At 68.2% G+C, this 23,515-nt stretch carries 15 protein-coding genes; 5 read left to right on the top strand and 10 right to left on the bottom strand.

Annotation, left to right across the window (positions count from 1 at the left end):
- The first annotated feature begins 770 nt into the window (after nt 1–770).
- On the top strand, nt 771–2,636 hold the full coding sequence (locus HWX76_RS09505) for a phosphoenolpyruvate carboxykinase (GTP) (protein WP_050014090.1): 1,866 nt from the start codon (nt 771–773) through the stop codon (nt 2,634–2,636).
- Nucleotides 2,637–2,734: 98 nt separating this feature from the next.
- On the opposite strand, the gene HWX76_RS09500 is transcribed toward HWX76_RS09505, so the two are convergent.
- The gene (locus HWX76_RS09500) at nt 2,735–4,399 is read right to left on the bottom strand and encodes an acid phosphatase (protein ID WP_050014089.1); all 1,665 of its coding nucleotides are present in this window, start codon (nt 4,397–4,399) and stop codon (nt 2,735–2,737) included.
- A 472-nt stretch (nt 4,400–4,871) separates the two neighbouring features.
- On the opposite strand from HWX76_RS09500, the gene ftsH reads away from it, so the two are divergent.
- The gene (gene ftsH / locus HWX76_RS09495; RefSeq protein WP_176015733.1) at nt 4,872–6,848 is read left to right on the top strand and encodes an ATP-dependent zinc metalloprotease FtsH; all 1,977 of its coding nucleotides are present in this window, start codon (nt 4,872–4,874) and stop codon (nt 6,846–6,848) included.
- Nucleotides 6,849–7,018: 170 nt separating this feature from the next.
- Here ftsH and otsA read toward each other — a convergent pair whose 3' ends face one another.
- Entirely contained in the window at nt 7,019–8,425 is a 1,407-nt protein-coding gene (gene otsA / locus HWX76_RS09490; protein WP_089489390.1) for an alpha,alpha-trehalose-phosphate synthase (UDP-forming), read from the bottom strand.
- 522 nt (nt 8,426–8,947) lie between these two features.
- Nucleotides 8,948–11,032, bottom strand: coding sequence for a TonB-dependent receptor (locus HWX76_RS09485; RefSeq protein WP_176015732.1), 2,085 nt, complete (start codon nt 11,030–11,032; stop codon nt 8,948–8,950).
- A gap of 383 nt (nt 11,033–11,415) precedes the next feature.
- Between HWX76_RS09485 and adhP the strand changes: the two genes are divergently transcribed.
- Nucleotides 11,416–12,444, top strand: a complete 1,029-nt coding sequence (adhP, locus tag HWX76_RS09480; protein WP_050014086.1) for an alcohol dehydrogenase AdhP — start codon at nt 11,416–11,418, stop codon at nt 12,442–12,444.
- Nucleotides 12,445–12,514: 70 nt separating this feature from the next.
- On the opposite strand, the gene HWX76_RS09475 is transcribed toward adhP, so the two are convergent.
- The 3 genes from HWX76_RS09475 to HWX76_RS09465 form a co-directional block, all read right to left on the bottom strand.
- Nucleotides 12,515–13,960: an exo-alpha-sialidase gene (locus HWX76_RS09475; protein ID WP_050014085.1), complete on the bottom strand. Its 1,446-nt coding sequence runs from the start codon at nt 13,958–13,960 to the stop codon at nt 12,515–12,517.
- A 453-nt stretch (nt 13,961–14,413) separates the two neighbouring features.
- Nucleotides 14,414–14,845 carry a MarR family transcriptional regulator gene (locus HWX76_RS09470; protein ID WP_050014084.1) on the bottom strand — a complete coding sequence of 144 codons (432 nt, stop codon included), beginning with the start codon at nt 14,843–14,845 and terminating at the stop codon, nt 14,414–14,416.
- On the bottom strand, nt 14,842–15,759 hold the full coding sequence (locus tag HWX76_RS09465) for an alpha/beta hydrolase (protein ID WP_050014083.1): 918 nt from the start codon (nt 15,757–15,759) through the stop codon (nt 14,842–14,844). The genes HWX76_RS09470 and HWX76_RS09465 overlap by 4 nt, the downstream gene beginning before the upstream one ends.
- 306 nt (nt 15,760–16,065) lie before the next feature.
- Here HWX76_RS09465 and HWX76_RS09460 point away from each other — a divergent pair, with 306 nt between their 5' ends.
- Nucleotides 16,066–17,025, top strand: coding sequence for an ABC transporter substrate-binding protein (locus HWX76_RS09460; protein WP_050014082.1), 960 nt, complete (start codon nt 16,066–16,068; stop codon nt 17,023–17,025).
- 70 nt (nt 17,026–17,095) lie between these two features.
- Complete coding sequence (locus HWX76_RS09455; RefSeq protein WP_050014081.1) at nt 17,096–18,190, top strand: LLM class flavin-dependent oxidoreductase; 1,095 nt, start codon at nt 17,096–17,098, stop codon at nt 18,188–18,190.
- A gap of 70 nt (nt 18,191–18,260) precedes the next feature.
- Here the strand turns inward: HWX76_RS09455 and HWX76_RS09450 are convergent, their stop codons facing one another.
- From HWX76_RS09450 to HWX76_RS09435, 4 genes are all read right to left on the bottom strand, one after another.
- Complete coding sequence (locus HWX76_RS09450; RefSeq protein ID WP_050014080.1) at nt 18,261–19,193, bottom strand: ABC transporter substrate-binding protein; 933 nt, start codon at nt 19,191–19,193, stop codon at nt 18,261–18,263.
- A 34-nt stretch (nt 19,194–19,227) separates the two neighbouring features.
- Nucleotides 19,228–21,018 (bottom strand): amino acid ABC transporter permease/ATP-binding protein, encoded by a 1,791-nt coding sequence (locus HWX76_RS09445; protein ID WP_080334267.1) that lies wholly within the window; start codon nt 21,016–21,018, stop codon nt 19,228–19,230.
- A 68-nt stretch (nt 21,019–21,086) separates the two neighbouring features.
- On the bottom strand, nt 21,087–22,439 hold the full coding sequence (locus HWX76_RS09440; RefSeq protein ID WP_050014079.1) for an LLM class flavin-dependent oxidoreductase: 1,353 nt from the start codon (nt 22,437–22,439) through the stop codon (nt 21,087–21,089).
- Between the two features lie 10 nt (nt 22,440–22,449).
- Nucleotides 22,450–23,499: an LLM class flavin-dependent oxidoreductase gene (locus HWX76_RS09435; RefSeq protein WP_050014078.1), complete on the bottom strand. Its 1,050-nt coding sequence runs from the start codon at nt 23,497–23,499 to the stop codon at nt 22,450–22,452.
- Nucleotides 23,500–23,515: the final 16 nt, after the last annotated feature.

The following is a 23,515-nucleotide window of genomic DNA, read 5'->3' as shown; positions in this document are numbered from 1 at the left end:
CACGACGCCAGCTCCTCGGGGCTGGCGTTTTTTTGTCTGCGCGATCGCCGTGCGTTACCCGTACATGGCCTTTACGACGTACTGCGTACTGGTTCGTCGACACCACGTCGATCGGTTCGAAATCGATGAAACGCCCGCGGCGGTTCATCATCTCGGCGCACATTGCGCTGGAATTTCTCGTCATTGCGAACGCTGTCGAACAGCGTGCGCACGTATTACCCCGGATTGCCGCGCGCACCGTTTTAAGCAGGGGCGTGCATCGGGTATTCGAACGGGATGTTTGTGTACACAACCTAATTCAGGGTTTGCCTGAGTAGCGAAAACGCTAACTCGCACGGCGCGGGTTCGCGTGGTTCGTGCGCACGGCCGGCAGGTTGAAATTGCCGTTCGTGCGAAACCCTTGCGGGGCGGTCGTCGCGCTCGTTTCGTCCCCAAAGCGCGCGGGACGACGCCGTAAAAAGCGCCCGTCTGCAACGCGCATGCCGGCACGTCGTCACAATTGTTTCTTGTTGCAACGCAACGCCTCGTCAATAACGGCGATGGTATGCTGGCCGGCATGGAGTTGTATGGCAGGTTGCTTGCATGGCGAAACTCGTGTTCGCACTTTCTAACGAGACTTCATCTTCTCTCGCCCGCATCGCGGCATCGACGCGCGCTCCGCTCGCGCGTCCCGTCCTGCGCGCCGCATCTTCCTGCGCTCCGCACGCATTCCCCATCTCGCGGGCTCGCCCCGCATCCCCATCCCCGCCCAATAATCTGGAGACATCCTCATGTCGCAAAACACTTTGGCCGAAGCGACACACGGCCCGCTGATCGCTCCGCCGGCCTTCGTCAAGCATCGCAAGCTGATCGACTGGGTCTCGCGCATCGCGGCGCTCACGGAGCCCGAGCGTGTCGTGTGGTGTGACGGATCGCAGGAAGAATACGACGCGCTGTGCCAGGCGATGGTCGACCAGGGCACGCTCACACGCCTGAACCCGACGAAGCGCCCGAACTCGTATCTCGCGCAATCCGATCCGTCGGACGTCGCGCGCGTCGAGGATCGCACGTTCATCTGCGCGGCGTCGCGCGACGACGTCGGCCCGACCAACAACTGGATCGAGCCGGCCGAAATGCGCGAGACGCTCAACGGGCTGTTCCGCGGCGCGATGCGCGGCCGCACACTGTACGTCGTGCCGTTCTCGATGGGCCCGCTCGGCTCGCCGATCGCGCACGTCGGCGTCGAGTTGTCCGACAGCCCGTACGTCGCGGTGAACATGCGGATCATGACGCGCATGGGGCGCGACGTGTACGACGTGCTCGGCGAGGACGGCGATTTCGTGCCGTGCGTGCACAGCGTCGGTCATCCGCTCGAAGCCGGCCAGCAGGACGTGCCGTGGCCGTGCAATCCGGTCAAGTACATCGTGCACTTTCCGGAAACGCGCGAGATCTGGAGCTTCGGCTCGGGCTACGGCGGCAACGCGCTGCTCGGCAAGAAGTGTTTCGCACTGCGCATCGCGTCGACGATGGGGCGCGATCAGGGCTGGCTCGCGGAACACATGCTGATCCTCGGCGTGACGTCGCCGGCCGGCAAGAAGTATCACGTCGCGGCCGCGTTCCCGTCCGCGTGCGGCAAGACCAACTTCGCGATGCTGATCCCGCCGCAGGGCTTCGACGGCTGGAAGGTCACGACGATCGGCGACGACATCGCGTGGCTGAAGCCCGGCCGCGACGGCCGCCTGTATGCGATCAATCCGGAAGCCGGTTTCTTCGGCGTGGCGCCGGGCACGGGCGTGAAGACCAACCCGAACGCGATCGCCACGCTGAAGGAAAACGTGATCTTCACGAACGTCGCGCTGACGGAAGACGGCGACGTGTGGTGGGAAGGGCTGACCGACACGCCGCCCGCGAAGCTGACCGACTGGCAGGGCAATCCGTGGACGCCCGAGATTGGCAAGGAAACCGGCCGCAAGGCCGCGCATCCGAACTCGCGCTTTACCGCGCCGGCCGCGCAGTGCCCGTCGATCGACGACGACTGGGAAAACCCGGCCGGCGTGCCGATCGACGCGTTCATCTTCGGCGGCCGCCGCTCGACGACCGTGCCGCTCGTGACCGAAGCGCGCGACTGGGTCGAAGGCGTGTACATGGCCGCGACGATGGGCTCCGAGACGACCGCGGCCGCGGTCGGCCAGCAGGGCGTCGTGCGCCGCGATCCGTTCGCGATGCTGCCGTTCTGCGGCTACAACGTCAGCGATTATTTCGCGCACTGGCTCACACTCGGCAAGCAGCTCGAAGCCGCCGGCGCGAAGCTGCCGAAGTTCTATTGCGTCAACTGGTTCCGCAAGGACGCGAACGGCAAGTTCGTGTGGCCGGGCTTCGGCGAGAACATGCGCGTGCTGAAGTGGATGCTCGATCGTCTCGAAGGCACGGGCGGTGGCGGCGAGCATGCGTTCGGCGTGTCGCCCGCGTATGAAGATCTGCACTGGGACGGCCTCGATTTCACGCGCGATCAGTTCGATGCGGTGACGTCGATGAACGCCGACGAATGGCGCGAGGAACTGAAGCTGCACGCGGCGCTGTTCGATACGTTGAAGCTGCGCTTGCCGGCTGAAATGACCGAGACGATGAAGAAGATCGAGCGGCGTATCGGCGGCTGACGAGCGGCATCGACGTCACCACCTGAAAGCGGCATGAACGCCCCGGGCCATCCATCGCATGGCCCGGGGCGTCGTCGTTTCTGGCGCTCGGCCGGGTGTCAGCCGAGATCGAGCGCGTTCGTCAAATCGCCCGGCGGCGTCGCGCCGCGCGCGGCGAACGCGTTGTTGCGCAGGACCACGCCGTCGAGCGGCGCGAGGCCGTGCACGCGGCTGATGAAGCGCAGGATCGAGTTCGTGTCGTACAGCGTGTGATCGACGAAGCCCTTTTTCGCGAACGGCGAGATCACGAGTGCGGGAATCCGCGAGCCGGGGCCCCAGCGATCGCCGACCGGCGGCGCGACGTGATCCCACCAGCCGCCGTTCTCGTCGTGCGTCATCACGATCACGGTGTTTTCCCATTGCGGGCCGCGCCGGATATGGTCGATCACGGTCGCGATGTGGCGGTCGCCCGATTCGATGTCCGCATAGCCCGCATGCATGTTCAGGTTGCCTTGCGGCTTGTAGAACGTGACGGCCGGCAGGCGGCCCGCGTCGATGTCGGCGATGAAGTGGTTGGTCGACGGCTCGTCGCCGAGCCCCGCGTCGCGCAGATGCTTGCGGCGCGCTTCGGTGCCCGGCGCGAAGTTCACGAAGTAGTTGAACGGCTGGTGGTGGTACTGGAAGTCGGGCACCATGCCCGTGTCGCGATGCTCGAGCGCATACTGCCATGCACCGCTGTACCACGCCCAGTCGACATTCTTTTCCGACAGGCGGTCGCCGATCGTCGCGTAGCCCTGCGGCGGCATCACGCGATGGTCGGCCGGATCCGCATACGCGGCGTTGCCCGGATCGGGCGGCGGCACGTAGCTCGGCTGGTACGGCGGCGCCATCGTGTTCACACCGTAGCCGTCCGGCGTCAGCGGGCCGTCGACCGCGAATTTCGGCGGACCGTCGAGCGCGGACGCGGGCGAATCGTCGGCGAGCTTCAGGCGCGTGCCGGCCGGGTCGTCGCCTTCGACCTTCGACAGCAGTTTCGCCGCATGCGGATGCTTGTGCGCGTCCGGATACAGCGGCGGCTGCGCGGAAATCAGGAACATGTGGTTCATCCACGAACCGCCGAAGGCCGCCATGAAGAAGTTGTCGCACAGCGTGTATTGCCGCGCGAGATTCCACAGTCGCAGCGTGTCGGCCGAATTGCGGTAATGGCCCATCACGAGGCCGCCCGAATCGGCCCACGCGGCGAACTGGTTGTTGCGGCCGCCCGCGATCTGCATCTGGTTCTGGTAGAAGCGATGCCACAGGTCGCGCGTGATCACGCCGTTCGGCAGCGGCTTGCCTTGCGCGTCCGAAATCCGGAACGGCGCATTCGGCAGCTTGTCGATGTCGCGCTCGGCGATCGCGTAGCGCTTGCCGTCCACTTCCTGCGCTTGCGGCACGAGCCCGCCCCAGATCTTCGGCAGCGCCGGCAGCGGCGTCTTGCCGTCGCGATCGAGCTGCTGCGCGTGTTCGGGCCGCACTTCGCTCAGTGGATACCGCACGCCCGGGAAATCGCCGTACAGGTTCGCGAAGCTGCGGTTTTCCGCATAGATCACGACGATGTGGCGCACGCGCTGGCGCAGCGCTTCGTCGATGCGCAGGTCGGCGGCCGAACGCGGCGCGTTGCCCGCGGTGGTTTCGCAGCCGCTGAGCGCGACACCGGCGCCGAGTGCGGCGAGGCCGCCGAGCACACGGCGGCGGTCGGGATCGGCGGGTAGGTCGTCGGGGCGATCGGGGGTGTCGTTCACGTCGTGGGCTCCTCGGATGGGCGGGTGGGCATTGTCGTTCGATGCGCGCCGGCGCCGCGCGGGCTGCCGCGACGCGGGACGGGATGAGACGGCCGGCCTCGCGCCCGGCAGCGCGAGGCGACTGTCACAAAAATGTCATGCACGCGACTATAGCGCGGCAAGGGGGCGGATGAAAGCCGTTCGTCCGACGATTCGACGCTGCGCGGCGAGCGGCGCGACGCCCGCGCACGAACTAGACTGGAATCGAGGGCGGTGCGTCACGGCGTGCCGCCCGGGCGAGGATCGCCCGGCAATGCCGACGACGGTGTTGTCGAGGCGGCATCGATGCGACGAACGACGCGAGACGGCGAGGCGACGATGCGCGGATGCAAGTCGTTTTCGCATGGCGGCCGCGTACCGGTTGCGCGCGTACCGGTTGCGCGCGTGCCGGCGTGAGCGCACGCCGCGCAGCGGAGATGGCAGGCCCGATGCGATGGACAGGAAATTCGACTACCCGGGATTGCTGATCGCGGCGGGCTTCTTCGTGCTGTTCGCCGCGCAGTTGCTGATGCTGCACCCGACGTCGACGCCGATCGCGTACAGCGATTTCCACCGGCTCGTCGCCGCGCGGCTCGTCGACGATCTCGAGGTCGGCCCGGCGTCGATCTCGGGCGCGCTGAAGATGCCGCAGGCCGGCGCGATGCTGCCGGCGTCCGACGCGGCGGTCGTGCAGCAGGTTGGCGCGCCGTGGCGCTTCACGACCAGCCGCGTGACCGACGAACACCTGATCGACACGCTGACCGCCGCGGGTATCCGCTATCACGGCACGCCCGACACCGGCTGGATCGCGTCGCTCGCGTCGTGGCTGCTGCCGCTGATGCTGCTCGTGTTCGTGTGGAACATGATGCTGCGCAAGCGTGGCGGGCTGCAGGACTTCACCGGCATGGGCAAGAGCCGCGCGCGCGTGTACGTGCAGCAGGAGACCGGCATCACGTTCGATGACATCGCGGGCATCGACGAAGCGAAGGCCGAACTGCAGCAGCTCGTCGCGTTCCTGCGCAACCCCGATCGCTACCAGCGGCTCGGCGGCAAGATTCCGAAAGGCGTGCTCGTCGTCGGCGCGCCGGGCACGGGCAAGACGCTGCTCGCGCGCGCGGTGGCCGGCGAGGCGGCCGTGCCGTTCTTCTCGATCAGCGGCTCGGCGTTCGTCGAGATGTTCGTCGGCGTGGGCGCCGCGCGCGTGCGCGACCTGTTCGAGCAGGCGCAGCAGAAGGCGCCGTGCATCGTGTTCGTCGACGAGCTCGATGCGCTCGGCAAGGTGCGCGGCGTCGGCACGATGTCGGGCAACGACGAGCGCGAACAGACGCTCAACCAGTTGCTGGTCGAGATGGATGGCTTCCAGGCCGGCTCCGGGGTGATCATCATGGCCGCGACGAACCGGCCCGAGATCCTCGATCCCGCGTTGCTGCGCCCGGGCCGTTTCGATCGTCACATCGCGATCGACCGGCCCGACGTAAACGGCCGCCGCCAGATCCTCGACGTGCACGTGAAGCGCGTGAAGCTCGCCGCCGACGTCGATCTCGGCGAGCTCGCGTCGCGCACGCCAGGCTTCGTCGGCGCCGATCTCGCGAACGTCGTCAACGAGGCCGCGCTGCATGCGGCCGAACTCGGCAAGCCGGCGGTCGCGATGGCGGACTTCGACGAGGCGATCGACCGCGCGCTGACGGGCCTCGAGCGCAAGAGCCGCGTGATGAACGAGCAGGAGAAGCTGACCATCGCGTATCACGAAGCCGGCCATGCGCTCGTCGCGGAAAGCCGCGCGCATTGCGATCCGGTGAAGAAGGTGTCGATCATTCCGCGCGGCGTCGCTGCACTCGGCTACACGCAGCAGGTGCCGACCGAGGATCGTTACGTCCTGCGCCGCAGCGAGCTGCTCGACCGGATCGATGCGCTGCTCGGCGGGCGCGTGGCGGAAGAACTCGTGTTCGGCGACGTGTCGACCGGTGCGCAGAACGACCTCGAACGCGCGACCGCGATGGCGCGCCACATGGTCATGCAGTACGGGATGAGCGAGAAGATCGGGCTCGCGACGTTCGACGACGGTGACGCGCGCCAGGGCCTGCCCGGCGCATGGCATGCGGGCGACGGCCGCTGCAGCGAGCACACCGCGCGGATGATCGACGACGAGGTGCGCACGCTGCTGGCCGATGCACATGCGCGCGTCGCGGCGACGCTCGGCGAACGTCGCGACGCGCTCGAACGCATCGCGCGACGGCTGCTGCAATGCGAGGTGCTCGAACGCGACGCGCTGCAGGCGCTGATCGACGCGCGCATCGAACCGTCGTTGGCCGCGTCGGCCTCGTCGGGCGACGACGCCGGTGCGCGCGGCGGCGCGATCGAAACGGAGCAGGCGTCCACCGTCGAGCGCGATTTCGTCGCGTACGGACGGTCGCACGAATCCGATCGCTGAAGCTGCTGCGTGGACCGGCGCGCGCCGATATTCCGACGTCGCACGCTTTCTTTATGGTCTTTCTTTATGGTCCTTCCCACCACGACGTCGCGCTGAGCGACGCGCACGTATCAGTCGAACGGCGGCGCGCTCGAATGCATGACGACGGGGCGTAGGCGCGCGTCAGCGCGTCAGGATTCGGTCGCGGCCGCGACTTCGGCCGCTTCGGTGAGCGCTTCGAGAAAGCGCGTGCGCCACCAGTGCACGTCGGTCTTGCGCATGATCGCCATCAGCGCCGCGTGACGCTGGCGGCGCTCTTCGAGCGGCATCGTGAGCGCGCGCTGGATTGCCTGCGCGGTGCCTTGCGTGTCGTACGGATTGACGAGCAGCGCGGCCTTCAATTGCTCGGCCGCGCCCGCGAAGCGCGACAGCACGAGCACGCCCGGATCGGCCGCGTCCTGCGCGGCGAGGAACTCTTTCGCGACGAGGTTCATCCCGTCGCGCAGCGGCGTGACGAGGGCGACCCGGCTCGCGCGGTAGAGGCCCGGCAGGCGCTTGCGCGCGACGGTGCGGTGAATGTAGCGCATCGGCATCCATTCGAGCTCGCCGTAGTCGCCGTTGATCGCGCCGCACAGGCTGTCCATCTCGCGCCGCAGGTCGTCGTACGCGCCGAGATCCTCGCGGCTCGGCGCGGCGATCTGGATCAGCGTCGCACGGTCGCGGTTCTCCGGATACTGTTCGAGCAGCTCGCGGAACGCATGCACGCGCTGCGGCAGCCCTTTCGTGTAATCGAGCCGATCGACGCCGACCAGCAACTGACGGCGCGAATACTCGTCGCGCATGCGTTCGAACATGTCGAGGCCGTCGCGATCGCGCGCGAGCGATTCGAACTCGTCGACGTTGATGCCGATCGGGAACGCGCCGGCCGACAACGTACGGCCGAACGCGCGCAGCCGGCCGTCCGGCAGCCGCGCCGCACCGGCTTCCGCTTCGACGTAATGCTCGAAGTGGAGCAGATCCGATTCGGTCTGGAAGCCGACGAGGTCGTACGCGAACAGCGAGCGCATCAGCCATTCGTGTTCCGGGATCGCGGCCATGATCGGCGGCGGCGGCATCGGAATGTGCAGGAAGAAGCCGATCGGATTCGTGCAGCCCATCGCGCGCAGCTCGGCCGCGAGCGGAATCAGCTGATAGTCGTGGACCCAGATGACGTCGTCGGGCCGCAGCAGCGTGCGCAGCTTGCGCGCGAACAGCTGGTTCACGCGCCGGTAGCCGTCGGCGAAGCGCCGGTCGAACTGCGCGAGATCGAGCCGGTAGTGAAACACCGGCCACAGCACGTTGTTCGAGTAGCCGAGATAGTAAGCGTCGTAGTCCTGCGGATCGAGATCGACCGTCGCGAGCTGAATGCCGCCGACGTTCTGGATCTGCACGTCGTCGCCATGCGTGGGGCGATCGTCGCCGCCGCGTAGCTTGCCGCTCCAGCCGAACCAGACGCCGCCGGTTTCCTGCAGGCTGTCCTTCACGGCGACGGCAAGCCCGCCGGCCGCGGCTTTACGGGGATCTGCAATGCGATTGGATACGACGACGAGTCGGCTCACCAGCTCTCCTGACGATTGTTGGGGAAAGGTTCGTGCGGCCAGGGCGCGACAGGCATACGCCGCCATCGGCGCGCGGTGCGCGATACGACGGGGCCGCATGGCGATCGGACGGGAGTCAGGGGCACGCGATTCGCCGTCCGGTCGAAAAGTGCTTTTTTAGGATACTCGTCATTCGTGCGTTTTAAAAGTCCGGGTCGACAAACGGCGCGCGCGAACCTGTCGCGCGGTATCCCATGACGGCGGTGCGGCAACGGGCGATGCCCGAGCGGGACCGAAATTTGCTGCACGCTGTGACGCAGTGGGCACAAGGCTGTGCGGCGAGCGGCGCGAATGACGCGCGATCGTACCGACGCATGCGCATGCGTGCATGACGGCATGCGCATCGTCGTCTCCGTCGCGTATGCCGTCACGCGGAAGCCGGTCGGCGGTCGCCAGTGGCGCATGTCGGCTTCGTGCGCGTGCAGCCAGTTCGGATTCGCATCGGTAAGCGGCCCGCGGCGGGCGCCGCGAGCCGTACCGCGGTTAGAACGTCGTGCGCAATCCGGCCATCACGCTGCGGCCGCCTTGCGGTGCAAAGCCGCGCACGACCGACGTCGAGTAGCGGATCTCCTGATTCGTCAGGTTGTCGCCGCGCAGGTACGCGAGCCAGTGCGTCGGGCCGACGCGGAACTTATACGTCAGCATCACGCCGAGCGACGTGTAGCCGTCCGTCGAGAAGTCGTCGTCGGGCACCCGATGCTGCGACCACGCGTGCGTGACCTGCGCACGCGCACCGAACGGGCCGTAACCGTAGTCGGCCGCGAGCGTCGCGCGCAGCGGTGCGATGCGCGGCAGCGGCTGGCCCGTGTCGACGTTGCGCGCGTGCGTGTAGTCGGCCGTCAGTTCGAGATCGACTGTGTGGCCGCGCCGCGCGAACGCGCGCCATTTGCCGTCCAGCTCGATGCCGTAGAACTCGGCGCGCACGCCGCGATAGATCGCCTCGTTGAGCGAGCCGTCGGCGCCCGGCGCGACGGGCGCGCCGTCGTCGTCCACCACGCGGCCGGTGTTGTACTCGGTCAGGTAGTTCGAGAAGCGGTTGTAGAACACGCCGACGCTGCCGCGGTTCGGCCCGCTCGCATAGCGCAGCGACAGGTCGGTCGACACGGCTTTTTCCTTCGACGCGTTCGGGTTGCCGATCAGGAACTGGCCGGTCGCATCGTGCGGGCCGTTCGAATACAGCTCGTAGAAGGTCGGCGCGCGTTCGGTGTACGCGACGTTCGCGGCGACGGACCAAACCGGCGTCAGCGAGAACAGCGCGCCGGCCGACAGGCTGCCCGCATTGAAGTCGCGCGGCTGCGCGCCCGCGAATTTCTCGATGCCGGCCGGATCGGGATCGACCTTCACGTGCTCGAAGCGGCCGCCTAGGCTCAGCTTCAGCGCGGGGACGACCTGCCATTCCTCGAGGCCGAACAGCGCGACGCTGTTGGTGCGCGTGGACGGCACGAGCATTTCGTCGCCGAGCGCCGAGAACGTGTTCTGGCCGAACTGCACGCCGATCGCGCCTTCGAACGGGCCGATCTTGCGATGGCGCGCCTCGATGCGCGCCTCGTAGCCGCGGTTGCGGAAGGTGGTCGCCGTCTCGCCGTTGTCGACTTCCTTGTGGCGATAGTCGGTGTACGCGAAATCGAATTTCAGCTTCGTGAACGGCCCGCTCAGGTTGCGCACCTCGGACGCGAACGCGAGGCGTTCCTGGCGCATCCGCAGCCGCACGTCGCTTTCCGCGACGGAGCCGTAGTTCGATTCGTAGCCGCTGTACGAGAGACCGGCGAAGCCGTCCGCCCACGTGTACGACGCGCCGACCGCGCCGCCGTGCACGCGCCCGTCGCTGTTCGGTACGTTGCCTTCCGGCTGCGGCGTGTCGGGGCCGTCGATCGCGCGTTGCTGGCTGCTGCGCGCGTAGCCGGGAATCCGCAGCTTGCTCGTTTCGCGGTCGAACGCGTCGACGTGGAACGCGAAGCGGCCGTTGCCGCCTTCGACTTGCGCGGCGCCCGCGCGCACCGAATTCGCGCCGCCGTAGCGCGCGTCGAGCGCGCCGGTCACGCCTTCGATCGCTTCGCGCGGAATCCGGTTGTCGATCGTGTTGACCACGCCGCCCACCGCGTTGCCGCCGTACAGCAGCGCGGCCGGGCCGCGCACGATCTCGACGCGCTCGATCGACAGCGGATCCTCGGGCACCGCATGGTCGTACGACAGCGACGACGCGTCATACGCCGCGACGCCGTTCTGCAGCAGCCGGATCCGGTCGCCGTCCATCCCGCGGATGACCGGACGGCCGACCATCGGCCCGTAGGTGGTGGTCGACACGCCGGGCAGCCCGTTGAGCGTTTCGCCGAGCGAATCGGCCTGGCGGCGCGTCAGCGCCTCGCCGGAAAGCTGGACGGTCGGCGCGATCAGTTCGGTGTCGCCGAGCGGGTTCGCGGTCACGAAGATCGGCGCGAGCGGCGCGGCGGCAGGCGTATGGGTGCCGGCCGCGGCGGGCACGTCGGTCTGCGCGTGAGCAGCGGCGGCGAACAGGATCAACGACAGGGACGAGAGCGGGCGAAGCGGTAAGCGAGGAAGGTCGCGCATGGTCGGTGAATCGGTTGGAATCGGATCGGATAACGAGCGATGCGGGTCACCGCTGGATACGATATATTGTTGCGTCATTGACGCGCAATGACCCGCTGGAACATGGCTCGGCGAGGCCCGGCCACCTGGGTTGACACGGCGTCAGGCGGACGAGCACGCAAAATGATATGTTATATCATTTCAAATTCCAAGCTGAATGGCGGGACTCCGTCGGGTTTCTGTCGGATCGGTGAAATGGTCGCGTGAGCGGCGGGGCAGCGTGCGGCCGCCGGCTCGGGCTGTCGCGTCGACCGTCGCATCGTTCCGATGCGTTGACGCGTATCAACGTGCTCCGATACCGAAACCGGATACTGGTTTGCTCATCGACCAGACAGGAGCAACGCATGACCCAGACCATGAAAGCGGCCGTGGTACACGCGTTCGGCGAGCCGTTGCGCATCGAGGAAGTTCCGATTCCCGCACCGGGGCCGGGCCAGATTCTCGTCAACATCAAGGCGTCGGGCGTCTGCCATACCGATCTGCACGCGGCCGACGGCGACTGGCCCGTCAAGCCGTCGCTGCCGTTCATCCCGGGCCACGAAGGCGTCGGGATCGTCGCGGCGGTCGGCGCGGGCGTCACGCACGTGCGCGAGGGCGATCGCGTCGGCGTGCCGTGGCTCTACACGGCCTGCGGCCATTGCGAGTACTGCAGCACGGGCTGGGAAACGCTGTGCCATGGCCAGCAGAACACCGGCTATTCGGTGAACGGCAGCTACGCGGAATACGTGCTGGCCGATCCCGATTACGTCGGCCAGTTGCCCGCGCAGGTCGCGTTCGACGAGATCGCGCCGATCCTGTGCGCGGGCGTCACGGTCTACAAGGGCATTCGCGTCACCGACACGCGGCCGGGCCAGTGGCTCGCGATCTCCGGCATCGGCGGTCTCGGGCACGTGGCCGTCCAATATGCGCGTGCGATGGGCCTGCACGTCGCGGCCATCGACATCTCGCCCGACAAGCTCGCGCTGGCGCGGCAACTGGGCGCGCACCTGACGATCGATGCGTCGGTCGACGACCCCGCGAAAGTGATCCAGAAGGAAATCGGCGGCGCGCACGGCGTGCTCGTCACGGCCGTGTCGCGCAGCGCGTTCGCGCAGGCGCTCGGGATGGTCCGTCGCGGCGGCACGGTCGCGCTCAACGGCTTGCCGCCGGGCGATTTCCCGTTGCCGATCTTCTCGACCGTGCTGAACGGCATCACCGTGCGCGGGTCGATCGTCGGCACGCGGCGCGATCTGCAGGAGTCGCTCGATTTCGCGGCGGACGGCCTGGTGCGCGCGCACATCCATCGCGACCGGCTCGCCAACATCAACGACATCTTCGCGAAGCTGCGGGAAGGGAAGGTCGACGGCCGCATCGTGCTGACGGACATGCATTGATGCGGTGAACAGGCGCACGCCGCCGCGCGACGGATGGCGTCGCGGCGGCGGCGTGACGGTCATCCTCGCATCACGGCGCGAAGAACACGTCGGTGCGGTTCGTCAGGTTGCCTGCATTGGTCTGGACGAAGAACGGATGGAACGACGACGACGGGCGAACGTCGAGCCCCTGATAGTCGCCGATGAAGAACCCTTCGGCGTTGGGCGCGAGCTTCATGTCGAACGGGCCGCCGACGCGCCGCTCGTCGGCGAACGTGGCGCCGGCGTCGTGCGAGATCTTGCGCCAGAAGCCGGTCGGCAGCGTCGTCGTGTTGCCGGCCTGCAGGTCGCGGAAGTCGTAGTACGTGACCATCACCGCCCCCGTGTTGTCGACGCGCACCGACGGATTGAACGCGGGGCGCCCGGTCGGCGTGTTCACCTGTTGCGGCGCGCTCCAGGTCGCGCCGCCGTCCTTCGAGGTCGATAGCGCGATCTCGTCGTACGTGCCGCCGTTGAAGCGGCTGTCCTGCCACGCGACGTAGAGCTGGCCCGATGCCGGGTCGATCGCCGGCTCCGGAATGATGTCGCCGGTGCGCACGGGTTCGCCGGTGTTCGGATCCGTGACGCCGACCGTCTGCAGCCCCGCGATGATCCGCGGCTTGGTCCACGTCGCGCCGTCGTCGGTCGACTTGACGAACGCGACCTTGCCGGCCGCCTTGTTGAACGGCGGCTGGATCAGGTCGAAGAAATCGTAGAGCGTGCCGCTCTTCGGATCGACGACGATCTGGTTGCCGATCGTCTGCTGGCGCGACGGCACGTCGACGATGACCTTCGCGGCGCTCCACGTCTTGCCGCCGTCGGTCGTCTTCGAGAACAGCGTCGGCCCGCGGTACGCCGCCGTGTGCAGGTTCGCGTACGGATTGCCGTTCGGCAGCTCGAGGCGGTCCCATACCGCATACGCGGTGCCGGCCTTCACCGGGTTGGCGGTCACCGATTCCTTGTCGTTGAAGAACTGCGTCGTCGGTTCGTCGTTCGCGATCAGCACGGCCGGGCTGCTCCATGTCTGGCCGCCGTCGGTCGACACCGACGCGCCGACCGCGTTGGCGTTGTTCGACTGGTTGAACGAGATCGATACCGAATACGCGGTGCCGTCCGGCCCGAACGAGACCCACGGATCGGACGCGCGCTCGTACTTGAGCCCGCCCGGCGCGCAGGCGCTGAACGGCTGCGGCGTGCGCGCCCACGTTGCGCCCGCATCGAACGTGTAGCCGGCGACGAGCCCGTGGGCGCCGCCGTTCGACCAGCGGTCCTGCTGCCACACGCCGATCATGTTGTTCGGGTTCGCCGGGTTGACCGCGAGCCACGGTTCGACTTCTGCATTCACGTAGTTGGTGCCCGGGCCGCCGATGGTGCACGCGGCGAACGGGCTCGGGCCGGACACGACGACGGGGTCGGCGTGCGCGGCGGCAGCGGCGGCCAGCGCCATCGCGGCGGACAGGCGGGTGACAAGCGGATGGGACACGATCATGCGTCGCATGGACGACTCCTCGGTGAGGTGCGGGGGCGATGGCGGGGCACGACGAGGCAATGCGAACCGAAGCGCGGCCGATCGTGCCGCGCACGTCGTGACGTCCGGTTCAGCGTGCCGCTTCAGTCATCGCAATCCGCGTGCGCTGGATGCCGCCAGCGCTTCGGTTAAGACTCCTCTTCGTTTTCAATGCTTGTCGGGTGTGTCTGCGATGTCGACCCGACGGGAACGCCAGTCAGGGCATGCGACGAATGTGTCGAAGTGGATTGCAATGTAGGCGATTCGAATGTCGCGCGACAGGCGGTTTTTTGTAACAGGACGTAGCCGGAAAGCGTTGCCGGAAGCGGGTGGCCGGCATGCAAGATTTGCCGTTGCGGCGGCATGAAAATCGAATCGAAAACGCGAATCGCAATCGCTTGCGATGGATGCCGGCGCGAGCCGGTCGCCAGCGCGATGCGCTGCTCAGCGCTCTGCCGGAAACCGTTCCTGCAACGCGTGCAGCCAGCGCGCGACGACGTCGAGTTCGTCGTCGGAGAACCCGTCGCACAGCTTGCCGTTGAGTTCGCGCAGCAGCACGCGCGCACGCTTGAGCGCCGCGTGGCCTGCGTCGGTCAGATAGAGCCGCGTTGCGCGGCCGTCGTCCGAATCGGCGTGACGCGTGATGAGGCCGGCCTTCGCCATCCGGTCGGCGAGCCCCGTCATCGCGGACGGCGCGAGCTGCAGCGCGGCGCCAACTTCGCCGATCAGTGCGCCGTCCTGCTTCGCGAGGCAGAACAGCGCGCCGGCCTGCGCGGCGCTCGCGCGCGTGTCGGTTTCGGCGTTGCGGTCGATCCAGCGCTGCACGCGCCGCTGGCCGATGTTCAACATGAAAAACAGTCGTCGGTCTTCGCTCAAGCTGGGTTCCCGGCTGCAATGGAAAGGGACGGACGGCTCGCGCTGCGCGGCGTGTCGATTGCCTGCGCGAGCCAGTCGGCGACGTCGGGCCACAGCACGGCGCCGGGCCGGCTGCGAAAGAAGCCCATGTGCCCGACCGGGCCGCTGCCCGCCGCGCGCGGATCGATCTGACGGCGTTCGACCTTCGCGCGGGCCAGATAGCTTACCAGCAGGCCGATCGCGGCCGGGTTCGCCCACGGATCGTCGTCGAAGCCGAGCGCGAGGATCGGCAACTGCTGCTTCGAGAAGCGCTCGGCCGCGCCGAGCGTCGGATCGTCGAAGAAGTAGCGCGGCAGCGTCGTCCAGCGGCTCCATTCGCGGAACACGCCGGCCGGTAGATCCTCGCCGAGCCCGAGCCGCTTGCCGGGTACGTAGCCGAGCAGCGCGGACATCAGCGGGCCGAGCACGCGCAGGATGAGCCGGACCTTCACGCGTTCGGCCGCCTGCGCGATCAGCCGCGTGCTGCCCGCATGCGCGGCGACCAGCACGGCCGCGCGCAGATGCGGCGTCGCGCCGGACAGCCCGATCGCATGTCCGCCGACGCTATGGCCGACCGCCAGCAGCGGCAGCCCTTCGTAGGCGTGCCGGGCCCATGCGGTCGCGGCGCCCACGTCCAGCTCCATCCAGTCGCGCATGCGGGCCCGCAGCGCGCCCAGCCGCGCGGGCCGCGATGCGCCGATGCCGCGATAGTCGTAGGTCAGCGCCGCGAAACCGCGCTCGGTCAGGAAGCGTGCGAAGCCCGCATACAGCCGCTCGGGCACGGCCGTTGCCGGATGGATCAGGACCAGCGCGCGCGGCGTCGCGTCCGGCGACCACAGCGTGCCGTGCAGCACATAGCCGTCGGCCGCGGAAAACTCGATGGGTTGGGAGGTCATGGCCATCCTCGATCGGGCAGTTATTTCGTATGCGAAATATAGTTCATGATTTATTTCGTGTGCGAAATATATATCGAGGAATCGTTCGAAATTCACGAAGCGGCGGCCGGCGGCGAGCCCCGCTCATGGACGAATGCTTCATAAAACATTCGCATCTTTACATAGAAGAATATTGCGTTTGTGTCATGAAGTGGATCGACGTATCTTCACCGGTTCCATCCGTCTCGCCGGCGGTTTCGCACGGCGGACGAAACGGACAAAAGGGCGCCGCGGTCGCGCGGCTGCCCGCCAACCTTCCGGGAGATCATGTTGTTGAGCCGAATCGTCACGGCGCTCTTGCTGGCGCTCGCCGCGCAGCCGGGCATCGCCAAAGACACCGTCACGCTGCGCGTCGGTGAACAGAACTACTTCAACATCCAGGCGTCGATGGAAGCGTCCGGCGTGCTGAAGGACCTGCCTTACACGATCGAGTGGAAGCACTTCCAGGCCGCCGCGCCGGTGGCCGAAAGCCTGAACGGCAACGCGATCGACATCGGCTTCCTCGGCGATTCCGCGCTGCTCACGCTGGCCGCGCGCGGCGCGCCGGTCAAGGTCGTCGCGGTGTCGCGGCAGAGCCTCGACGGCGTCGCGATCCTCGTGCCGAAGAACTCGCCGGTGCGCACCGTGGCCGACCTGCAGGGCAAGACCATCGCGGTTTGGCGCGGCGCCTGGAGCCAGCAGCTCGTGCTGCGCGCGCTCGAACATGCGGGCCTGCGCGCCGATTCGGTGAAGTACGCGTACCTGATGCCGATCGACGCGACCAACGCGCTCGCGAACGGTTCGGTCGATGCGGTATCGCTGTGGGAACCGTTCGTCAGCACGCTCGCGTTGCGGCAGGGCGCGCGGCCCGTGACGACCGCGCAGGGGCTGATGCCCGCGCTGAGCTTCGTCGCCGCGAACGAGCAGGCCGCGTCGGGCAAGCGCGCCGAGATCACCGATTTCCTGCGGCGCGTGGTGGCCGCGCGCCAGTGGGTCGACAGTCATCCGCGCGAGTACGCGGACCTGTGGGCGAAACGCGCGAATCTCGAACCCGACGTCGCGTATCGCTGGCTCAACAATGCCAAACAGCGCGTCGGCCCGGTCGACGAAACGGCCGCGAAGGATGCGCAGAACACGGCCGACTTCCTGCACAAGTCCGGCGTGATTCCGGCCGCGTACGACACGTCGAAGCTGCTCGACCGCTCGTATGCGGGTGCGTTCGCGCAGAAGACGGCAGCCGCGCAGTGACCGTGCGGCCCGCTTCACGATTCCCGCGATTTCCGCGATTCCCGATCGACATACCCAAGGACACCCCGACATGCCAGTCGACATCATCGGCATGATCACCGCGACACCCGGCGCGGAGGTCGACGTACCGGGCGGCGCGGCCGTCCAGCCCGACTACGTGCGCCGCTTCGCGCAGGCGCACGAGGCGGCCGGCTTCGACCAGATCCTGGTCGGCCATTTCAGCAACGCGGCGGACGGCTTCATCGTCGCGTCGTTCGCGGCCGCCGCGACCGAACGCATCCGGCTGCTGCTCGCGCACCGGCCGGGCGTGATCGTGCCGTCGGCCGCCGCGCGGCAGATCGCGACGCTCGACGTGTTCAGCGGTGGCAGGCTCGCGCTGAACGTGGTGTCCGGCGGCGACGATGCGGATCTGCAGCGCGACGGCGATTTCGTGCCGCACGATGCGCGCTATCGCCGCACCGGCGAATATCTCGACGTGCTGAAACAGATCTGGCGGGCCGATGCGCCGGTCGATCACGACGGCGCGTTCTATCGGCTGCGCGGCGCGTCGCCGGTCGTGAAGGGCGCGCAGCGGCCGCACGTGCCGATCTATTTCGGCGGCTCGTCGCCGGCCGCGCTCGCGGTCGCCGGTGAGCATGCGGACGTCTACATGACGTGGGGCGAGCCGCTCGACGCGGTGCGCGAGCAGATCGCGCGCGTGCGTGCCGCTGCCGCGCCGTTCGGGCGGGCGCCGCGCATCAGCGTGTCGTTTCGGCCGATCATCGCCGATACCGAGGCAGCCGCGTGGGAAAAGGCCGAGGCGATCCGCGAGCGCGTGCGCGCGGCGCGGATCGCGAACGGCCAGCCGATCGCGGGTCACGCGCCGCAGAATGCGGGCTCGCAGCGGCTGATGGCGGCCGCCGCGCAGGGCGACGTGGTCGACGAGCGGCTGTGGATGGGCGTCGCGAACCTGACCGGCGCGCGCTGGAATTCGACCGCGCTGGTCGGCACGCCCGAGCAGGTCGCGCGGGCGCTGGGCGCGTATTATCGGCTCGGCGTATCGACGTTCCTGATTCGCGGTTTCGATCCGCTCGACGATGCGCTGGCTTACGGGCGCGAGCTGATTCCGGCGATTCATGCGCATGTCGCGGAACTGGACCGGTATCGGGACGCGGTGTCGGCGTAGGCGAACAAGCAGTGAGTCGAATCGCCCCGGCATCGCCGTCACGGCATGCCGGGGCGAGTGCATTGAACGCTCAAAACGACGGCAACCCCGGCGGATTGGTCTCCGCCCGCGCGATCGCCTCGCTCTGCAACCCCCAGCGCGCGAGTGCCTGTCCGTAGCGGCCGTTGCCGATCAGCGCATTGGTCGCGAGCGTCAGCGCGGGCGCGAGCCCGCTGCCGCGACGCGTCGCGATCGCCACATCCGCATTCGCCGGCCAGCCGGCATTGACGACGCCGACACGGCGAATTTTGCCGCTGCGCGCGGCCTCGTACGCGAGCGACGCGTTCGGGTTCAGCTCCGCATCCGCGCGGCCCGACAGCAGCGCGACGCGCGCGGTCGCATCGTCGTCGAAATAGAGCAGCTCGGCCGGCTTCAGCCCCTGCGCGACGTTGCGCTTGCTCCATTCGAACAGGATGCGCTCCTGGCTCGTGCCGGCGCCGGTGATGATCCTCAAACCCGCGACGTCCTTCGGCTCCGCGATCTTCGCGATCGGGCTGGCGGTGCGCACGTAGAAGCCGTGCAGCCCGAGCCGGTAGGTAGTGAAATCGTATTTCTCCTTGCGCTTCTCGGTCACGCCGACGTTCGAGATCACCGCGTCGTACTTGCCGGACGTCAGCCCGAGCGGCCAGTCGGCCCACGCGATCGGCAGCAGCACGAGCGTGCGGCCGAGCGCGTCGGCGACGAGCTGCGCATAGTCGGGATCGGCGCCGACCACGGTGCGCGCGTCGGTCGCATAGGTCGACACCGGCGGTGCATGCGGCGAGATCGCGACCGTGAACGCACCGTCGCGTACCCAGCGATAGCCGCTTGCCGCGCGGATGGCCGCGTCGTCGGGGCCGGCGCGTGGGCGGCCGGCCTGGCGCGGATCAAGATCGGCGGTAGTGGCCGCCGCGCGCGCCGCATGCCGCGGCAGGCCCGATGCCGCGACCAGCGCGGCCGTGATGAATCGGCGTCGATCGGTCATCGCGCGGCACCTCGCAGGTGGGAAGCGGCGCGCATCACAGCACCCGCGACAGGAACGCACGGGTGCGCGAATGCGACGGCGCGTCGAGCACGACGGCGGGTGGCCCGGCCTCGACGATGCGCCCGCGTTCCATGAACAGCACGTTGTCCGCGACTTCGCGTGCGAAGCCGATCTCGTGCGTGACGATCACGAGCGTCGTGCCCGAGCGCGCGAGTTCCTTGATCACGTCGAGCACTTCGTTGACGAGTTCGGGATCGAGCGCCGACGTCGGTTCGTCGAACAGCAGCACCTTCGGTCGCAACGCGAGCGCCCGCGCGATCGCGACGCGTTGCTGCTGGCCGCCGGACAACTGGCGCGGGTACGCATCGGCCTTATCCGCGAGGCCGACCCGCGCGAGCAGCGTGCGCGCCGTGTGCTCGGCTGCGTCGTGCGTCACGCCCGCGACGGCGACCGGCGCTTCGACCAGGTTCTCGAGCACCGTCAGGTGCGGGAACAGGTTGAAGTTCTGAAACACCATGCCGACGGCCGTGCGCCGCTTCAGTACGTCGCGTTCGTTCAATTCGTGCAGCACGTCGCCGTCGCGGCGATAGCCGATCAGTTCGCCGTCGATGTCGATGAAACCGTCGTCGACGCGTTCGAGATGGTTGATCGTGCGCAGCAGCGTCGACTTGCCGGAGCCCGACGGCCCGACGATCACGGTCACGCTGCCGCGCGGCGCGACGAACGATACGTTGTCGAGCACGCGCTGCATGCCGAACTGCTTCGACACGCCATGCACGGCCACTTCGCCGCCGGTGCGCGACACGGCCGCCGCGGTATCGGCGCGGCGCTCGTCGACATGCGCGCTCGATACCGCACGACGCGACGCGACACGCCGCCACAGCCCGCCGATCCGCGCGAGCGCGAACGTGACCACGGACGGCGGCGGATTGCGCAGCGCGCCGCGCGCATAGTGCCGCTCGACCTGCACCTGGATCGCGGACAGCGCGGTCAGGATGATCAGGTACCAGACGGTCGCGACCATCAGCAGCGGAATCACTTCGAGGTTGCGGCGGTAGATCACCTGCACCGTGTAGAACAGCTCCGGCATCGCGAGCACGTACACCATCGACGTGCCTTTCGCGAGCGAGATCAGATCGTTGAACGCAGTCGGCAGGATCGCGCGCATCGCCTGCGGCAGCACGATCCGCGACGTCTGCCGGCCGCGCGGCAGCCCGAGCGCGGCGGCGGCTTCGAGCTGCCCCTGGTCGACCGCGAGAATGCCGCCGCGGATCACTTCCGCGGAAAACGCCGCGTGGTTCAGCGTGAGGCCGAGCACGGCCGCGAGGAACGGGCTGATCAGATCGGTGGTCGGCGTGTCGAACCACACGATGTCGGTGAACGGCACGCCGAGCCGCACATGCTCGTACAGGTAGCCGAGGTTGTTCAGGATCAGCAGCAGCACGATCAGCGGAATCGAGCGGAACAGCCACACGAAGGTCCAGGCGCTGGCGGACAGCAGGCGCGAACGCGACAGCCGGGCCAGCGCGACGAACGCGCCGAGCACGAAGCCGAACACCGCGCCGAGCAGCGTCAGCACCAGCGTGCGCGCGAGCCCCGACAGCACCGGCGGCGACAGGAACCATTCGGCGAACACAGGCCAGCCCCACTGCGGATTGCCGAGGATCGAATGCAGCGTGATTGCGATCAGCACGAGCGCGAGCACGGTGCCGGCCGTGCGCGACCGGTGGCGCGCGGGCACGATCCGCACATGCGTGCCGGGCTCGCGTGTGCCGGGGGAAGAGAGCGGCGGCAGCGCGCCGCCGAGGTGGGTCGTGTCGCTCATGTCGTGGGAATCCTCGAATCGATCGATCGGGCAGGTGCACCGCGCCGCGCACGGGCGGCGCGGCGGCGTCAAGCGTGCGCTTCGGCGGCCGCTTCCTGTGCGGCGCCAGGCGTCGCGTAGCGGCTCGCCTTGCGCGGCAGACCGAGGTGGTCGCGCAGCGTGGCGCCGGGCAGGTCGCGGCTGTAGCGGCCGCGCGCCTCGAGCACCGGAATCACGAGCTCGATGAAATCGTCGACGCCCTGCGCCTGCACCGGAAAACCGAGGATGAAGCCGTCGCCGGCGCCCGCGTCGTGCCAGCGGATCAGTTCGTCGGCGACGTGCTCGGCCGTGCCGATGAAGTTCGGGCGCGGCGTCGCGACCGCGAGCGCCGTCTCGCGCAGCGTCAGGCCTTTCTGTTTCGCATCGGCCTTGATGCGGTCGGTGGTCGAGCGGAAGCTGTTGCGGCCGAGCTCGCCGAGTTCCGGGAACGGCGCGTCGAGCGCGTACTGCGTGAAATCGTGGTGATCGAAATAGCGGCCGAGGTACGCGAGCGCTTCGTCGATGGTCAGCAGGTCGCGGATCGCCTGGTACTTGTCCTCCGCTTCGGCGGCCGTGCGGCCGACGATCGGCCCGACGCCCGGGAAGATCTTCACGTCGTCGGCCTGCCGCCCGTGCTCGATGGCGCTCTGTTTCACGCGCCGCGTGAACGCGGCCGTTTCGTCGATCGACGGCGAATGCGTGAACACGGCATCCGCGTATTTGCCCGCGAGGCCGATGCCGGTATCGGACGAGCCGGCCTGGAAGATCACCGGCTGCCCCTGCGGCGAGCGCTGGATGTTCAGCGGGCCCGCGACCTGGAAGAAGCGGCCGTGGTGATCGAGCGTATGCAGCTTGTCGCGGTCGAAGAAGCGGCCGGTCGCGCGATCGCGCACGAATGCATCGTCGTCCCAGCTGTCCCACAGACCCTGCACGACGTCGAGATATTCGTCGGCGATCTCGTAGCGCAGTTCGTGATCCGGGTGCGCCTTGCCGTAATTCTTCGCAGTGCCTTCGAGCGGCGTCGTCACGACGTTCCAGCCCGCGCGCCCGCCGCTGATCGCGTCGAGCGACGCGAGCTGGCGCGCGACCGTGAACGGTTCGCTGTACGACGTCGAAATCGTGCCCGCGAGCCCGATCTTCTTCGTCGCGACCGCGAGCGCCGACAGCACGGTCAGCGGCTCGAAGCGGTTCAGGAAGTGCGGGATCGATTTCTCGTTGATGTAGAGGCCGTCCGCGACGAACGCGAACGCGACGCCGGCGGCTTCCGCCTTGCGCGCGACGCCGATCGCGAAGTCGAGGTTGATGCTTGCGTCGGGCGGATTGCTCGGATGCCGCCACGCATTCATGTGGCTGCCTGCGCCTTGCAGCATCAGGCCGAAAGGGATCGATCGTCGGGTCGTCATGATGAGAGCGTCACGCGTTCTGGTCAGGGGAGAGGGAGCGGTCGGCCGCGAAGGCCGCCTGCAACGGCGTGGTGGACAACGCGCCGCCGAGCCATTCGGCCGACGCGAGCCGCGCCGCATAGTCGGATACCGGCGAATCGATCACGAACGCGTCGACGTCGAGCCGCCGGCTCAGTGCGTCGAGCGCACGATGCACGCGCTCGGGCGTATCGGCCAGCACCGTCGGGCGCAACTCGTCGATCCGGTAGTCGGACGCGCCGCTTTGCCGCGCGAATTCCGCGGCGGCCTGCGCGCTGCCGAGATTGAAGCTCTGGCCGCCCGCGAACTGCAGCTTGAAGATCTTCAGCGGCCCGATCAGCCGCTCGGCCTCGTCGCGCGTCGGCGCGGCGACCGCGTACAGCGCGACGAGCGGCTTCTCGCCGCCCGCGCTGCGGTACGCGTCGAGCGAGCGTTCGAGATTCGCGTCATCGCCGTTGAAATGGCCCGCGTAGCAGAAGCGCCAGCCGTTGCGCGCGGCGAGCGCGCCGCTATCCGGCGAGCCGCCGAGCAGGAGGCGTTCGGGCAACTGCGGCGGCACCGGCATCGCGACCGCGCCAGCGAGCGGATGATCTTCTGCCACGCCCCAGCCGAGAAACGCGTCGAGCTCCGCGAGCTGCCCCGCGAAATCGGGCTTGCGCGTCTTGTCGTGGAACCACTGCAGCGCGCGCGTGGTCAGCGGCAGCCCCCCGGGCGCCTTGCCGATGCCGAGATCGACGCGGCCCGGCGCGAGCGCGGCCAGCAGCTTGAACGTCTCGGCGACCTTGAACGGGCTGTAGTGCTGCAGCATCACGCCGCCCGAGCCGATGCGGATGCGCGACGTGTGCGCGAGCAGGTGCGCGACGACGATCTCCGGCGCCGAGCTCGCGAACCCCGGCGTGCCGTGATGCTCGGCGACCCAGAAGCGTTCGTAGCCGAGCTGTTCGGCGCGTTGCGCGAGTGTCGTGGTGAAGCGCAGCGCATCGGCGGCGTTCGCGCCGTCGGCGATCGGACTCTTGTCCAGCAACGAAAGCGAATAAGACATGGTGAGCGGCGTTCCT

Origin of the sequence: Burkholderia sp. BCC0398, from assembly GCF_902833245.1 — a bacterium.
In the GTDB taxonomy this organism is placed as follows: domain Bacteria; phylum Pseudomonadota; class Gammaproteobacteria; order Burkholderiales; family Burkholderiaceae; genus Burkholderia; species Burkholderia sola.
The sequence above is the reverse complement of the archived record's forward strand: the minus strand, read 5'-3'. Positions and strand labels throughout refer to the sequence as shown.

Bases quoted from the DNA above. Each gene is read 5' to 3' on its own strand.
- HWX76_RS09505 (WP_050014090.1), top strand. From the start codon at position 771: ATGTCGCAAAACACTTTGGCCGAAGCGACACACGGCCCGCTGATCGCT.
- ftsH (WP_176015733.1), top strand. From the start codon at position 4,872: ATGGACAGGAAATTCGACTACCCGGGATTGCTGATCGCGGCGGGCTTC.
- HWX76_RS09485 (WP_176015732.1), bottom strand. From the start codon at position 11,032: ATGCGCGACCTTCCTCGCTTACCGCTTCGCCCGCTCTCGTCCCTGTCG.
- adhP (WP_050014086.1), top strand. From the start codon at position 11,416: ATGACCCAGACCATGAAAGCGGCCGTGGTACACGCGTTCGGCGAGCCG.
- HWX76_RS09475 (WP_050014085.1), bottom strand. From the start codon at position 13,960: ATGCGACGCATGATCGTGTCCCATCCGCTTGTCACCCGCCTGTCCGCC.
- HWX76_RS09465 (WP_050014083.1), bottom strand. From the start codon at position 15,759: ATGACCTCCCAACCCATCGAGTTTTCCGCGGCCGACGGCTATGTGCTG.
- HWX76_RS09460 (WP_050014082.1), top strand. From the start codon at position 16,066: ATGTTGTTGAGCCGAATCGTCACGGCGCTCTTGCTGGCGCTCGCCGCG.
- HWX76_RS09455 (WP_050014081.1), top strand. From the start codon at position 17,096: ATGCCAGTCGACATCATCGGCATGATCACCGCGACACCCGGCGCGGAG.
- HWX76_RS09450 (WP_050014080.1), bottom strand. From the start codon at position 19,193: ATGACCGATCGACGCCGATTCATCACGGCCGCGCTGGTCGCGGCATCG.
- HWX76_RS09445 (WP_080334267.1), bottom strand. From the start codon at position 21,018: ATGAGCGACACGACCCACCTCGGCGGCGCGCTGCCGCCGCTCTCTTCC.
- HWX76_RS09440 (WP_050014079.1), bottom strand. From the start codon at position 22,439: ATGACGACCCGACGATCGATCCCTTTCGGCCTGATGCTGCAAGGCGCA.
- HWX76_RS09435 (WP_050014078.1), bottom strand. From the start codon at position 23,499: ATGTCTTATTCGCTTTCGTTGCTGGACAAGAGTCCGATCGCCGACGGC.